Source organism: Hyphococcus sp. (assembly GCF_965228385.1).
GTDB lineage: Bacteria > Pseudomonadota > Alphaproteobacteria > Caulobacterales > Parvularculaceae > Hyphococcus.
In genome coordinates, this window is the sequence record NZ_OZ245810.1 from 2,301,347 (window position 1) to 2,315,841 (window position 14,495).

The following is a 14,495-nucleotide window of genomic DNA, read 5'->3' on the forward strand; positions in this document are numbered from 1 at the left end:
ATGAGTTCTACTTTGCCCCGCCAGCCTTATGGCTTGGTTTTCAGCCTTCCATCAAGGCTTTAACATGCGCCGCGGCGGATCGCCCAAGAGCCGGCAAATCATAGCCCCCCTCCAGCACGGAGACGATGCGCCCGCCAGCCTTGTCGCGGGCGACGGCCCTGATTTCAGCCGTGACCCAGGCGAAATCCGCTTCCGTTAGCCGGAGCCCGCCCAGAGGATCGGCGCCATGGGCGTCGAAACCGGCGGAAATCACGATAAAATCCGGGGAAAAATCGGAGAGCATGGGCAGAAGCGTTTCCCCCCAGGCGCGGCGGAAAGCCTCGCCCCCCTCGCCGGTCGCCAGCGGCGCGTTCGCTATATTGTCAAAAGCGCCGCGGTCGGATTTGCGGCCCGTTCCCGGATATTGCGGCCATTCGTGCGACGACGCATAAAAGCCGTGTTCGTCATGCCAGAATGCGGCTTCCGTGCCATTGCCGTGATGCACGTCGAAATCAACCACGGCGACCCGTTTTGCGCCGTGGACGGCGCGCGCGTGCATGGCGGCGACGGCGGCGGCGTTGAAAAGGCAAAAGCCCATGGCCCGTTCAGGCTCCGCGTGATGACCGGGCGGGCGCGATGCGACAAACGCATTGGTGGCTCCGCCCGCATAGATCGCGTCTACCGCCGCGCAGGCGCCGCCCGCCGCGCGCAAGGTCGCCTCGAGCGAAGACGGCCCCATAAAAGTGTCGGCGTCAAACTGCGCAAAACCTTCGGACGGGGCGTTGTCTTCGACCAGCGAACGGAAAGCGGCGGGGTGGACGCGCTCAATCTGCTCGGCGCTTGCGCGGGACGGAACGCGCCGGTCGAGATCGTCGAAGCCGCCGGCGCTGAGCGCTTGTTCCACGGCGGCGTAGCGGCCGGCATGCTCCACATGACCGGGCGGCACCTCGTGAGCGCCGAAAGACGCGTGAGAATAGAGAATGGTTTTCATGTCATCGCTTTTATCAAACGGAATTCCAGGATGCGCCAACGCATCAACTTTTGATTTCAAAGCCCGGCCGGGGCGGCGCGTCAGATTCTGACACGCCGATATCATCGACACGCGCTGTGGCCGGTCCGCACCGGGCGGCGGCGATCATATTCTCCACCGCTTCGTTGGGCCCGCAAAAAACCGCTTCAACATCGCCGTTTGAACAGTTTCGCACCCATCCTGACAGACCGCGCTGGCGCGCTTCCCGGCGGGTCCAGTCGCGAAACCCGACCCCTTGCACGCGGCCGGAAATTATCGCGGTAACGCTTTTCCATGTAGAGTTCGCGTCATTGGTCACCGGCAGACCATAAAGCCGCCCTTGTCGAAATGAAAGTGATTACGGTGCAGCGCGTTATAGTCGGGCCCGAGCACCGAGCCAAAGAAACCGCACGCCCCGGCGTGCGCCTGTTCCAGAAATGCGCCTTCCGGCGTGTCCTTATCCCAGTGGTCGAGAACGGAAATCGTCACGCCGTTTTCCAGATCGAATCCGGCGACATCGACGGCGTTGGCGAGGGCATGCTGCGAGCGGCGCCCCGTGCTGGCGTTGTTGACATTCCGGCAGGCGTAAGTTCCGTAATGGCGCACACGGACGACCCTGGAGTCAAAAAGCGCTTCCGCGGCCGGTTGCAGCGTATGACGCTCCCATTGCGCGACGCCCGCCAGCATCTGGCAGGTCAGGGTGACGCCGCCGCCCCATGATATCGCCGATTGCTCAAGACGCGCGACATTTTCAAAAACGCATCCCTCGCCGCGCTCTTCATCGGGCAGCCGCTGAAACTGAATACCCGCGCGTTCCAGCGCCGCAAAGCATGCCGGCGCGTCTGCGGCGCGCAGCTTCCACGCTGTCACGAAGGTCGGTTTCGCCGTGAGGTCCAACGGGGCGGTAATATCATAATGATCGGGGGCATAGAGCGTATAAGCGCGCCATGCGCCGTAAAGCATCGCGGCGAGCGCCGCCGCCGCGAGGGTTAATTTCAGGACGCCCGGCATACAACCCGAACGCATCTTATCGCTTTTGGTTCTGTCCCGGTCCCGAATTACCCGCCGAGCATGCCGCTCATCAAGGTCTCAGCGACGCCGGGCGGCGGCGTTGACGCATCCGGCACGAAGAAATCGGGCGCCAGCTTTTTCGAGGGATCGACGCGGTACTTTTCAAAATCCGTGACGCCGTTTTCATAAAGGAACGTATCGTCAATGATAAAATTGCCGGAAAATTCTTTCGCCGGCTTGGTGAAAATAAGATGCGCCGAATCCGACAGGATGTCGACGGTGCGCGAGGCCTGCATCATCGCCTCGCCGCCGAGGGCGAACTTTACCGCCGCCGTTGCAATCGCCGTGCGCGGCCAGAGCGCGTTAAACGCAATCCCGTCTTTTTGAAACTCAGCCGCCATGCCGAGCACGCACATGGACATGCCGTATTTCGCCATGGTGTAGGCGGTGTGGCCTGCGAACCATTTCGGCGACATGTCGAGCGGAGGAGACAGCATCAGCACATGCGGATTGTCCGATTTTTTCAGATGCGGAATGCAGGTTTTCGACGTCAGGAACGTACCGCGCGCATTGATCTGGTGCATCAGATCCCAGCGCTTCATCTCCGTATCCATCGTACCGGTCAGTGAAATCGCCGACGCATTGTTGATGCAGATATCAATCCCGCCAAACTTGCCGACTGTCTCATCGACGGCGGCCTGGACCTGATCTTCGAACCGGATGTCGCACACCAGCGGCAACGCCTTGCCGCCGGCATTCTCGATTTCCTCGGCGGCGGTGTAAATCGTGCCCGGCAGATGCTTGTGCGGTTCCGCGGACTTGGCGGCGATCGCGACATTGGCGCCGTCCCTGGCGGCGCGCAGCGCAATGGCAAGACCGATGCCGCGCGATGCGCCCGTAACGAAAAGCGTTTTGTTTTTGAGATCAGCCATGGTCAGAGCCTCCTTTGACAAGGCTGACATTAGGCCTGTTTCGCTTCAGCACAAGAGCGGCGCGCAGCGTGCGAAATTTAATCAGCCGCTTCGCACCGGCACCCGAAAACCTGCCGGGACTCATCATAGGAGCGCACGCGTTTCACGCCCTCCATCACTCGGCCGTCTTCGCCGCATTTGGCGCAGACGCCTACCGCAACGTGATCTTTCATGACAACGCATCCAAATCCGTGAGAATCGATATGAGTTTTGATGTTAAGAAGATTTGGCGGCAATTGATGGTCTTTCGGCATTCTCCGTTTCCTTTTCATCATTGGCGCGCCCGCTCGCTGCAAGCACAATGCAACGACAAACGCCGCTTTGCAACGAAAGTTGCCGAGCTGGGGAAATATTTTTCTGTATAAGGAGTAGTTAAAATTTTATCGACTAATTTAGGATTTATTTTGCCGTGCAGGCGCTGTATTGAACATCAAGAATGTCTATGCGCGGCGGCATTCGAAAACGCATTGGCACAACCACCATCCCCGTTCCTGATGTTGTAAACGTCAGAACGCCGTTTGATTCCCGCAAGCCATAGGCTGCATCGCCGCAAACGCCCGTCAAAAGACACGTCAGCACCGGCGCCTGAATCTGTCCGCCATGGGTGTGACCGCCGATAAGAAGATCGGCAGTTTCATCTGTGCTCAAATCATTTACGGTCGCCGGATTGTGCGTTAAAACCAGACGGGGGCTATCGCTTTGAGCCGCGAGCAACGAAAAATCCTGCCGGCCGCCTCGGTGATCGGACAGGCCGACAAGTTCGATCGCAAACCGGGAATTCGACAATTTCAGTTTTTGATTATCGATCAGCCTAACGCCAAGGCGCGGCAGCGCTTCGTTTAGCGCTTCGCTCAAATCAGGCCCCGGCAGACCGATATCGTGGTTGCCCAAAACGGCGAACAAAGGCGCCGACACATCGTCGAAAGCGCTGAAATTATCGGTGAAATTTTCCGGCGCGAGATAATAGGTGAAATCCCCGGCGATCAGAACGAAATCCGGCTTTGCCGCGTTCACGCGGCGCACAATGCGGGCAGCCGGCGTCACATTTTTGAAAAGCCCGTTATGCGTATCTGAAAACACGGCGATGCGCATGGCGCCGCCGGTCTTGAAACATTTTTTCAGCGTTAGCGCATGTTCCGAAACGACAAGCAGCCGCGGCTCGACAAAGCGGCCATAGGCGAGAAGCGAAATAATGACAAAAAACCCGGCGAGCAACAGGCGCGCCGGCCCTTGTCGCCGCAACATCGCCCACACTGTCATCGGCGCCGCGATGAAATAAAGAAAACTGGCGTAGAATATCGCCAGCTTGATCCATTCGAGTGGCCCGAGACCGGTCATGCCAGATCAACTATTTTCCGAATGCGGCAACCGGCCGTCAAAATTGAGAAGAAACCGCGGTTTTCACCATTTGCGTTTCTTCCGGGCGCTTTCCACTTCCTCCCACACGCGCAGTGCGTTGGCGCCCAGAATTTTTTCGATCCCCGTTTCATCGTAGCCGCGCGCCAGAAGGCCATCGATAAGCGTCGGAAAGCTCGAGGCGTCTTTCAGATCAATGGGCAAGGAGTCTCCAACGCCGTCATAATCCGTGCCGAGCCCTACATGATCAATTCCGGCCAGTTCCACCGCCCGGTCGATATGATCGAGAACATCTTCCAGCCCGGCGAAAGGATAAGGATGCGCTTCCCGCCACGCTGCATTAAAGGCCGCGCTTTCTTCATCATTCATAGGGCGGCCCATTTCAGCTTCTTGTTCTTCCCGGGCGGCGTTTCTGGGGTCGTTATAACGGTTTGCTTCCTCTGTCAGAAACGCCGAGCCGTAATTGATCATGACGACGCCGCCATTCTCGCCGATCTTGCGGACCAGATTATCGGAGAGATTGCGCTCGAAACCCGGCGTATAATGGCGCAGCGACGAATGGGAGGCGATCACCGGCGCGCGCGTCTGAGAGAGCACGTCTTCGATAGATTCGTCCGTCAGATGGCTGACGTCGATCATCATGCCGATGTCGTTCATGGCGTCCACGACTTCATAGCCGAATGGCGAAAGCCCGCCCCAGCGCCTGTCCTCATCATATGATGAATCCGAGATGTGATTGGCTTTCGAGTGCGCCAGCGTGATGTAGCGCACGCCACGGTCATAGAAGTGTTTGAGGTTCTTCAAATCGCCTTCCAGCGGCGAGCCGTTTTCCATGCCGAGCGGCATTGCGATCTTGCCTTCCTCATGCAAACGGCGAACGTCTTCCGGCGTGTAGGCGATGGCGAATTTATCGGGATGGCGCGCTTCGACTGCTTCCATCAAACCGATGAGGATATCCGCGCGGGCTTTCGCGCCGCCGGTGTCTTCGTACTTCGCCGCAACATAGATCGACATAAACGGCGCATCGAGGCCGCCCGCCCTGGCGCGCGGATAGTCAAAATCGACCGCCTTGTTTCCGGTCGCCATATCGGCGCCGTCTTCAGCGATTGAGGTTGGCGCATCCACATGCCCGTCAACGATAATCAATGACTTTGAAAGTTCTACCGCCCTGTCGGATGGCGCGGCCGCAACAAGAGACGGCGCAAACGCCGCGGCGGCGGCGAGAAATATTCTTTTCATTTCAGATACCTCGAATAACGCCCGCGCAGTTGTGTCAGACCGCGATGATTCTCTCAAGCGCAGGGATGAACAGCGCGCGCAGACTCACCGCGCGGTGATGTTTTTGTCATCGGGCCGCCGCATTGGCGCCTTACCGGCGCCTTAATCGCATCCCGTTGAATTAATTACACTTCTGACGCGACGGATAATGCTGGCTCATGCGTTTATCGGTTGTCGAAAGCGTTCTGCGCGAAGCGTGAACAAGGGGCCGTTATGGCAAAGCTGCGAATACCGAAAAAACCATTCAGGCTGGCCTTGTTCGCCGGCGCTGCTATAGCGGCCGCGATCGCAGGCTCCATGTTATTGTCTCGCGAAAAAGCGCCGGAATATCAAACGGCCGCCGTCACGCGCGGCGATTTGCAGGTGACCATTTCCGCCGCCGGGAAAGTCCAGCCAAAAAATTTCGTCGACGTCGGCGCGCAGGTCTCCGGCCAGCTTGAACAGTTTCACATCGCCGTCGGTGAAAAAGCGGAGAAAGGCGATCTTCTCGCCGAGATCGATGAAACACGCGCCGCCGCCCAGGTCGAAGCCGACCGCGCCCAGCTAAAGGAGCTGAACGCGTCTTACGCTCAGCAACAGGCGACGCTTGAACTGACGCGCGCCAACGCCGAACGGGCGAAAATGCTGCATGAGGCGGATGCAATTTCCCGCGCCGAATACGAGGCGACGAGCGCCGATCTGAAAATCGCCGAAGCGCGGCTCGCGCAGCTTGATGCGCAAAAAGAACGCCAGCAATCGACGCTACAGGCGAATATCGCAACGCTTGAATTTGCGAAAATTTACGCGCCCCTTTCAGGCACAATTGTCTCGCAAGCCGCTGTCGTGGGGCAAACGCTGAATGCGAACCAGACGACGCCGACCATTCTTCGCATCGCCGATCTTTCCGTCATGACCATAGAAGCGGATGTGTCGGAAGCGGACGTCCTGCGTATTCAAAAAGGACAGCCGGCCTATTTCACAACGTTGGGCGGAGGCGAAAAGCAATGGCGCACCAGCGTGCGGCAGGTCCTGCCGCAGCCGGAAGTGCTGAATGACGTCGTGCTTTACAAAGTGTTGCTCGACGTTGAGAACCCCGATGAACAGCTGAAACCTGAAATGACCGCGCAGGTGTTTTTTATCACCGGCGAAGCAGAAAACGCTGTTCTGGCGCCGGTCGCAGCGCTGCGCGAACGCCCGGCGCGAGAGGACCGGGGCGGCGAAAGGCGGCGGGAACGCGACGGCGGCCGCAACCTGATGGCCGCAAACGCTTCGGAACCGGAAACCAGCGAGGACGATCAGGCGCGCGTGCGCGCCGGCGCCGAACGCCGCGCCCGGCGCGCCCGTCCCGGTATGGAAGGCATGCGCGCTGCAAGTGACGCTAATCCGGATGCGGAGCGAAAATTCGTACTCGTGATGCGCAATGGCGAACCGCAACCCCAGCCCGTGCTTGTCGGCGTATCGACGCGCGCGCAGGCGGAGATTTTATGGGGCCTGTCAGAGGGCGATGTCGTGGTGACGAACGAAAAGGTTTCGGCCCCCCGCATTCAGCAAAACAACGACCGCAGCCGGCGCCCGCGCGGCATGGGTCGCAGGGGGCCACGGTAATGACCGCGCTTCTGGAGCTTGAAAATGTCGAGCGCGTTTATGGCGAAGGCGAAACCCAGGTCCGCGCACTTGACGGCGTATCCCTGAAAATCAACGCAGGCGAGTTTGTCGCTATCGTCGGCCAGTCCGGTTCCGGCAAGTCGACGCTGATGAATATTCTCGGTTGTCTCGATAAGCCAACCGCCGGCGACTACCGGATTCGCGGACAGAATATTGCAGCGCTTGACGCCGATCGTTTCGCCGCCTTACGGCGCGACACGTTCGGGTTCGTTTTTCAGCGCTATAATCTGCTGACGAGTGCAACAGCGCTTGAGAATGTGGAAATACCGGCCATTTACGCCGGCCTTAACCGCGAAGCGCGGGAAGAGCGCGCTGGCGCGCTGCTCACCAAGCTGGGCGTCGGCGACCGCATGACCCACCGGCCCAATGAACTGTCCGGCGGACAGCAACAGCGCGTCTCGATCGCACGCGCGTTGATGAACGACGCCGAAGTCATACTTGCGGACGAGCCCACCGGCGCGCTCGATTCATCATCCAGCGGCGATCTTCTCGAATTGCTGGAAGAGCTGCACCAGTCTGGCCGGACCATCATTCTCATCACGCACGACCCTTCAGTCGCCGCCCGCGCCAGGCGCATCATCGAAATCAAAGACGGTGAAATCGTTGCAGACAGCGGCGGCCAGGCATTGGCCGAAGCGAACGAACATTATCAAAAACATCAATCCGCGCCGACCCTGTTCGATCAGATGAGCGAAGCCGTGAAAATGGCTTTCCGGTCGCTGCGCGCCAACCTGTTCCGCACATCGCTCACCATGCTTGGCGTGATCATCGGCGTTTCCGCCGTTGTCGCCATGCTCGCCATCGGCGAAGGCAGCCAGAAACAGGTGGTCTCCAGCATCGAGACCATGGGCTCGAACCTGCTCTTCGTGCGGCCCGGCGCCCCCGGCACGCGCATGCGCGGCTCAGCGATAGCAACGCTCACCACCGCCGATGCGCAGGCCGTAGGCGAACTCGACAATGTTATCGCCGCCGTGCCGGTGCGCAGCGGTCGTGAAACATTGCGCGTCGGCGCGCTTGACTACCAGACCACCGTGGACGGCGTATCCTCCGACTGGCCTGCGGCGCAGCGCTGGTCGCTGGATCAGGGCGCATTCTTTTCCGGCGACGATCAGATCGCTTACCGCTCCGTAGTCGTTCTCGGCGCTACAGTGGCGACCAACCTTTTTCCCGATGGCGGCGCCGTCGGCGGCTATGTTTTTATCGGCGGCGCGCCATTTGAAGTCGCCGGCGTTCTCGCGCCCAAAGGCGCGACGGCGTGGGGGCAGGACATGGATGACGTGGTGCTGGTCCCGATTACAACCGGCATGATGCGGCTTTTCGGACAGAATTATCTGTCGTCAATTACAATCGCTGTTGAAGATACGAAAGCAATCGCGCAAACCGAGGCGGCGGCGCATGCGCTTGTCCTATCCCGTCATGGTACGGAAGATTTTCAGATCCGGAATACAGCTTCGCTTCTGGAGTCGGTTCAGGAAACCCAGAGCACGTTCGCCATGCTGCTTGGCTCTATCGCCGCGATCTCCCTGCTTGTGGGCGGCATCGGCGTGATGAATATCATGCTCGTCAATGTCAGCGAGCGCACGCGAGAGATCGGCGTCAGAATGGCGACCGGCGCGCGGCGCTCTGACATCATGGTGCAGTTCAACACCGAAGCGCTGGTGGTGGGCGGACTTGGCGGGCTGATCGGACTGGCGCTGGGACTTGCGATCTCGCTCACGCTTGAAGGTTTCGGCATGTCCATTTCCATCACGCCCGAACCGGCGATCCTCGCCTTTGGCTCCGCGCTCGCGATCGGCCTGATTTTTGGATACTTGCCCGCCCGGAAAGCCGCGCGCCTCGATCCCGTTGTCGCGCTGGCGTCGGAGTAGATGATATGAACAAAGCCGCCATTTTTCTCGCCTGCACAGCCCTGACGGCCTGCGCCACGCCGCATACCGCGGTAGAGGACCTAACGCTTATGCCCGCCGCTTACGATCACGCTGGCGATGAAACCGGCGATGCCATCGAAGCCGACTGGTGGCGCGCATTCGATGAACCCGCGCTTGACAGTCTCATTGCTGAAGCGCTCGCCGCCAATCAGAACATCACCGCCGGCCTCGCACGCTTGCGGCAGGCGCGCGCATCGGTGCGCGCAACCAACGCGACGCTCTTCCCCACGATCAGCGGCGGCGCCTCGGCCTCATCCAGTTCGCAGGACGATTTTGACGATATATCGACATCGGGCCGGCTTTCCGCCTCCTATCAGCTCGATCTTTTCGGGCAGAACAGCGCCGGCCGGGCGGCTGCGCGCGCCGGGTACGACGCGCAGGTTTTCACGCAAAAATCGCTCGAACTGACCCTGCAGTCGGATGTTGCGTTCAACTACTTCTCCATTCTCGCCCTGCGCGAGCGTTTGCAGACCGCGCGGTCCAATCTGGATATTTCCGAACGGATATTTGAGATCATCAATGTGCGCTATGACGCCGGCGATGTTTCCGGTTTTGACGTCTCCAGTCAGGAAGCCGCGCTTGCAAATGCGCGCGCGCGCATTCCGCAACTGGAACAGCAATTATTGTCGTTTGAAACCGCGCTGGCGATCCTGCTGGGGCGAACGCCGCAGGGTTACGGCGCGCCAGCGGGAAATCTTCTCGCCATGGCGCCGCCTTCCATCGATCCGGGGCTTCCCTCGAATTTATTACTGCGCCGGCCGGATCTTTTGACGGCAGAAGCATCCCTGCGCGCTGCAGACGCAAATATTGCGGCCGCCCAACGGGCCTTTTTTCCGACCATCGATTTAAGCGCCGGCCTGTCCGCTGCCCCGCTTACGGGCGGCGCCAGCGTCATTGGCTCGCTGGCGTCATCAATTGCGGGACCGATTTTCTCCGGCGGCCGGCTCGAAGCCGGGCTTGAGAGCGCTGAAGCGCGCGCAGACGAGCAAATCGCCCAATACCGTCAGGCGACGCTTTCCGCGCTGCGCGATGTTGAGGTTTCACTCAGTGGACTGATGACTTCGGCGCAACGCGAAATCCAGCTTGAGGCGGCGTACGACGCTGCGGAGCGGTCGCTGGAATTGTCGGAGGTTCGCTATCGGACGGGGGCCGACAATTTGACAAGCCTCCTCAACGCGCAATCAACGTTCTTCAATGCGTCGGACAGCCTTGTGCAGGGGCGGCTCGACCGGCTTACTGCGGCGGTGGACCTGTTTGTCGCGCTCGGCGGCGGATGGGCGCCGGAAGCCGATCGTCTGGCGGCGACGAACTGAACGCTATCCGCGTTTGCGCAAAACATGAGCGGCCATCGCCATGAGACCCGCTACGGCGAGACAATAAAATCCCATCATGCGCATCTGATCCGGGAGACTGACGCCCTGATCAATCAGCGTGCCCGTCAGCCCCGGCCCCGCAGCTGTCGCCAGCACCATGGCGGAGACGATGACCGAACGGACCGCGCCCAGATGTTTGGTCCCGTAGATTTCCGGCCAGAGCGCGCCGAAGAGCGTGGACGATACGCCGTAGCTGACGCCGAGCAGCCCCATGAACAGGAAAAGCATCGCCGCGCCTTCCGCGTCCGATGCGAAAAAACACGCGCCCGCCAGGGGAAGCAGGAAAAACGGCAAGACCATTTTTGCGCCGAAGCGATCCATTACGGCGCCATTGAGTAATGCGCACACAACCGTGGTCACCGCCATCAGCGATAGGCCTTGCGCAAAAAGCTGCGGCGGCCAGTCGCGCAAGGCGGTGAGATAATCCTGATGAAAGAAAATGGTCGTGCCGATAAACGGCGGCGCGAGAACGCCGGTAAGCAAAATCCAGAAAATCGGATCGCGCAGGACTTGCATGCGTGTCCATTGTCGCACTGGCTTGACCTGCGCCTGTTCCGATTCAAGCGGCGTGCGCGGTTTTTTATAGGCCCATATGCTGAGCGGCAGTCCGATCAGCAACAAGGCGAGCGCGCTGAAAATCCAGCCGGCCTGATAACCAAAAGCGATGGCGATGGCGGCGAAGACCAGCGGGAGCGTCGCCTCGCCGCCCTGATGACCAAGCACAACCAGCGACACCGCCCGCCCGCGATACGCATCGAACCATCGCCCCGTAGCCGTCAGCGCGATATGCGTCATCATTCCCTGGCCAAAAAGACGCAGCAGAAAAATCGCGAAAATCAAAACAGCAACTGACGGCGCATAGGCGGCGAGAAGCGTCGCGCTGGCGAGCGCCGGAATAACCAGCAGCAGCAGCCGGTGCTCTGCCACGACATCGACCAGACGCCCGACAAAGGGCAGACACGCCGCGCTGGCGATCGTCGCGGCCATGTAAAGGCGCCCGAACTCGCCGTGACTTAATGAAAACCGCGCTTGCCATTCCGCGATGGAACCGGAAATGAAAAACGTCTGACCGAAACTTGAAAAATACGTGAGAAGAAACCCGCCGGCGATCCATCGAAAATTTTTCTGCAGGAAATTCAGCAAAGACTTGGCTCCGGCCCGGCACGGTGATCACTTATGAATGGCGAAAATGCACTAAGCACGCCGTGAGACAAATTCAAATCGGCAGTTCCGAGGTATGTTTTATCTCACGCAATACAATTGAGGAGCGCACCTGTCCCACGCCGGGAAGGCGAAACAAAAAGTTTTCAAGGAAATTGTCGTAATCCTCGATATCCCTGGCGACAACGCGCAGGGTAAAATCGGAATCGCCGGTTGTCGCGCAACATTCCAGCACTTCCGGCCGCTTGGCGATTTCAACCGCCACGTCCTCAACCACCTCCGAATAGCGCCGGTCAATCGAGACATGCACAAACGCGCTGAGGGTAAAGCCGAGCGCCCGGCGGTCGAGTTTGGCCGAATATTCCCGGATGTACCCGTTTTCCTCAAGCGCCTTCATACGCCGCCAGCATGTGGCCGGCGACATGGCGGTTTCTTCGGCCAGGTCCTGCGAGGAGGCCCTGCACTGCTGTTGCAGAACTCGCAGCAGCTTCAGATCAGCCTTGTCGAGATCGTCCTTCATATTTCACCCATCTACATAATTTGATATATTTATATCAATTATTGAAATTCTACGAATTATTTCTTTCATATATGTGGAACTATCGGCAGGGATTTGAGAAACAATTTCATGGGGAAGATGCTAGGAGACCTAAACGCCAGTTCTCGAAGGAGACAGCTCATGTCAAAGAGCGCCGCCCCCGCTTTTTCCGAGGCGTCCGAAGCGCCTCGCGCTTCCAATCACCTCGATCCGTCTATCGACTGGCGCCGCATCGCCTATGTAACGCAAGTGTCCCGCGCGCTCGACGCGCTGGAGGAAACGACGCTCGTTCCGGAAAAAAAAGTCCTCTATCAGTTTTCCGCGCGCGGCCACGATATGGCGCAGGTGCTGCTCGGCGCACAATTGACCCACAAGCACGACGCCATCTGCGGCTATTATCGCTCGCGGCCGATTTTATTGTCGCTTGGGGTCGATCTTGTTGAAGCGCTCGGCTCGTCGCTGGCCCGCGCCGGCGGCTATTCCGACGGACGCGATATCGGCGTTGTCTTCAACTATCCGAATCCGGACGGTCCATCCGCCCTGCCTATGTGCGGCGGCGTCGGCGCGCAGTACACGCCTACAGCCGGCTGGGCGCAAGGCATAAAGTTCCGCACAGAAACGTTAGGCGATTCTGAATACAAGAGCGCCATCGGGGTCGTGCTGGGCGGCGAGGCGTCAGTGGCCACCAACGGCTTCTGGTCGGCGCTGACCATGGCGACGACGCTGAAACTGCCCATGCTGTTTTATATCGAAGACAATGGCTACGGTATTTCCGTGCCGTCGCATTTCCAGACGCCGGGCCGGAACATAGCCGCCAATCTCGCCAGCTTTAAAAACCTGAAAGTGCTGGATGGGGACGGAACCGATCCCGCAGAGGCGGCGGCGCTGATCAAGGAAGCCGTCGCCGCCGTCCGCGGCGCTGAAGGCCCCTGCCTTCTGCGGCTGACCGTGCCGCGCCTGCAGGGCCATTCTTTTCAGGACACGCAAACCTACAAATCGGAAGACTTTGTCGAAAACGAATGGGAGCGTGACCCGCTGCCGAAATTGAAAGACCATCTCGTCCCTTCATTGATGAACGAAGCCGAATGGAATGAGATTGAGAAGCGCGCGCAGGCCGACGTCGAAGCCGCGCGGGAAAAAGCGGAAAGCCTGCCGACCGCCGACCCTCAAACTGTGACGCGGCACGTATTTTCCGACGACGAGCCGCAGACCATGGGCGGTTTGCGGGGCGCTTTCGTTGCGCCCGAAGGCGCAGAGACGCCGGCGCCGGAAGGCAATCGGATCAACATGGTCACCGCCATCCGCAAAACGCTCGACCATGAATTATCAATCAACGACAAGATGGTGATCTTCGGCGAGGATGTGGGCCCCAAAGGCGGCGTTCACGCCGTGACGCTCGGACTGCAGAAGAAATATGGCGACGATCGCGTTTTCGATACGTCATTATCGGAAGAAGGCATTATCGGGCGCGCCGTCGGCATGGCGCTGAACGGCCTGTTGCCCGTACCGGAAATCCAGTTCCGCAAATACGCCGACCCTGCGGTCGAGCAGATCAATGATTGCGGCACCATGCGCTGGCGCACCAATAACCGCTTCGCCGCGCCCATGGTGGTGCGCATGCCGGTAGGCTTCTTCAAATGCGGCGATCCCTGGCACAGTCAGACCAATGAAGTGCAGTTCGTGCACTCGCCCGGCTGGAAAGTCGCCGTCCCGTCCAACGCCGAAGACGCCGTTGGTCTGCTGCGCACGGCGCTGCGCGGCGACGATCCGGTCATGTTCCTTGAACACCGCGCCATGCTGGACGCCGCCTCGGCGCGGCGCGCCTATCCGGGCGACGACTACAAGCTGCCCTTCGGCAAGGCGAAGGTGACGCGCGAGGGCGGCGACATCACGCTCATCGCCTGGGGCGCGATGGTCGAACGGTGTGAAAAGGCGGCGGAGACGTCATCGCGCAGCGTCGAAGTGATTGACCTGCGCACGCTCATGCCGTGGGACAAGGAAACAGTGCTCGCCTCCGTGTCGAAAACCCATCGCTGCCTCATCGTGCATGAAGATCTGCAAACCGGCGGTTTTGGCGGCGAGATCGCCGGCGTCGTCGCCGATGAAGCTTTTCTCGACCTTGACGCGCCGGTCTCGCGCCTCACCATGCCGGATGTGCCAAGTCCGCATAATCCCGCGCTGTTGAATGCTGTTGTGCCGGACGCCGGGCGCATCGCCTCCAAAATCGATGAACTCTGCGAATTTTAA

General features: G+C 59.6%; 13 protein-coding genes. 5 read left to right on the forward strand and 8 right to left on the reverse strand.

Annotated elements, in window-relative coordinates; all coding sequences use genetic code 11:
* Positions 1-40: 40 nt before the first annotated feature.
* The 4 genes from ACQK2Q_RS10825 to ACQK2Q_RS10840 are packed head-to-tail and all read right to left on the reverse strand — an operon-like array spanning position 41 to position 2,931.
* Positions 41-970 (reverse strand): histone deacetylase family protein, encoded by a 930-nt coding sequence (locus tag ACQK2Q_RS10825; RefSeq protein WP_425409757.1) that lies wholly within the window; start codon positions 968-970, stop codon positions 41-43.
* A 43-nt stretch (positions 971-1,013) separates the two neighbouring features.
* Positions 1,014-1,307, reverse strand: coding sequence for an acylphosphatase (locus ACQK2Q_RS10830; RefSeq protein WP_425409758.1), 294 nt, complete (start codon positions 1,305-1,307; stop codon positions 1,014-1,016).
* Positions 1,304-2,014 carry an extensin family protein gene (locus ACQK2Q_RS10835; RefSeq protein WP_425409759.1) on the reverse strand — a complete coding sequence of 237 codons (711 nt, stop codon included), beginning with the start codon at positions 2,012-2,014 and terminating at the stop codon, positions 1,304-1,306. The genes ACQK2Q_RS10830 and ACQK2Q_RS10835 overlap by 4 nt, the downstream gene beginning before the upstream one ends.
* Positions 2,015-2,046: 32 nt before the next feature.
* Positions 2,047-2,931 (reverse strand): SDR family oxidoreductase, encoded by an 885-nt coding sequence (locus ACQK2Q_RS10840; RefSeq protein ID WP_425409760.1) that lies wholly within the window; start codon positions 2,929-2,931, stop codon positions 2,047-2,049.
* Positions 2,932-2,945: 14 nt separating this feature from the next.
* Between ACQK2Q_RS10840 and ACQK2Q_RS10845 the strand changes: the two genes are divergently transcribed.
* On the forward strand, positions 2,946-3,335 hold the full coding sequence (locus tag ACQK2Q_RS10845; RefSeq protein ID WP_425409761.1) for a hypothetical protein: 390 nt from the start codon (positions 2,946-2,948) through the stop codon (positions 3,333-3,335).
* A gap of 34 nt (positions 3,336-3,369) precedes the next feature.
* Here ACQK2Q_RS10845 and ACQK2Q_RS10850 read toward each other — a convergent pair whose 3' ends face one another.
* Complete coding sequence (locus tag ACQK2Q_RS10850) at positions 3,370-4,308, reverse strand: metallophosphoesterase (protein WP_425409762.1); 939 nt, start codon at positions 4,306-4,308, stop codon at positions 3,370-3,372.
* Positions 4,309-4,371: 63 nt separating this feature from the next.
* Positions 4,372-5,565 carry a dipeptidase gene (locus ACQK2Q_RS10855; protein WP_425409763.1) on the reverse strand — a complete coding sequence of 398 codons (1,194 nt, stop codon included), beginning with the start codon at positions 5,563-5,565 and terminating at the stop codon, positions 4,372-4,374.
* A 252-nt stretch (positions 5,566-5,817) separates the two neighbouring features.
* Here ACQK2Q_RS10855 and ACQK2Q_RS10860 point away from each other — a divergent pair, with 252 nt between their 5' ends.
* Genes ACQK2Q_RS10860 through ACQK2Q_RS10870 form a run of 3 tightly spaced genes read left to right on the forward strand, consistent with a single transcriptional unit; the run spans position 5,818 to position 10,489 of the window.
* Positions 5,818-7,188, forward strand: coding sequence for an efflux RND transporter periplasmic adaptor subunit (locus ACQK2Q_RS10860; protein ID WP_425409764.1), 1,371 nt, complete (start codon positions 5,818-5,820; stop codon positions 7,186-7,188).
* Positions 7,188-9,116 carry a MacB family efflux pump subunit gene (locus ACQK2Q_RS10865; protein WP_425409765.1) on the forward strand — a complete coding sequence of 643 codons (1,929 nt, stop codon included), beginning with the start codon at positions 7,188-7,190 and terminating at the stop codon, positions 9,114-9,116. Before ACQK2Q_RS10860 ends, ACQK2Q_RS10865 begins: the two co-directional genes overlap by 1 nt.
* Positions 9,117-9,121: 5 nt before the next feature.
* Positions 9,122-10,489, forward strand: a complete 1,368-nt coding sequence (locus ACQK2Q_RS10870) for an efflux transporter outer membrane subunit (protein WP_425409766.1) — start codon at positions 9,122-9,124, stop codon at positions 10,487-10,489.
* A 3-nt stretch (positions 10,490-10,492) separates the two neighbouring features.
* Here ACQK2Q_RS10870 and ACQK2Q_RS10875 read toward each other — a convergent pair whose 3' ends face one another.
* Positions 10,493-11,692: an MFS transporter gene (locus tag ACQK2Q_RS10875; RefSeq protein ID WP_425409767.1), complete on the reverse strand. Its 1,200-nt coding sequence runs from the start codon at positions 11,690-11,692 to the stop codon at positions 10,493-10,495.
* A 73-nt stretch (positions 11,693-11,765) separates the two neighbouring features.
* Positions 11,766-12,230 (reverse strand): Lrp/AsnC family transcriptional regulator, encoded by a 465-nt coding sequence (locus tag ACQK2Q_RS10880; protein ID WP_425409768.1) that lies wholly within the window; start codon positions 12,228-12,230, stop codon positions 11,766-11,768.
* A 159-nt stretch (positions 12,231-12,389) separates the two neighbouring features.
* On the opposite strand from ACQK2Q_RS10880, the gene ACQK2Q_RS10885 reads away from it, so the two are divergent.
* Positions 12,390-14,495: an alpha-ketoacid dehydrogenase subunit alpha/beta gene (locus tag ACQK2Q_RS10885; protein ID WP_425409769.1), complete on the forward strand. Its 2,106-nt coding sequence runs from the start codon at positions 12,390-12,392 to the stop codon at positions 14,493-14,495.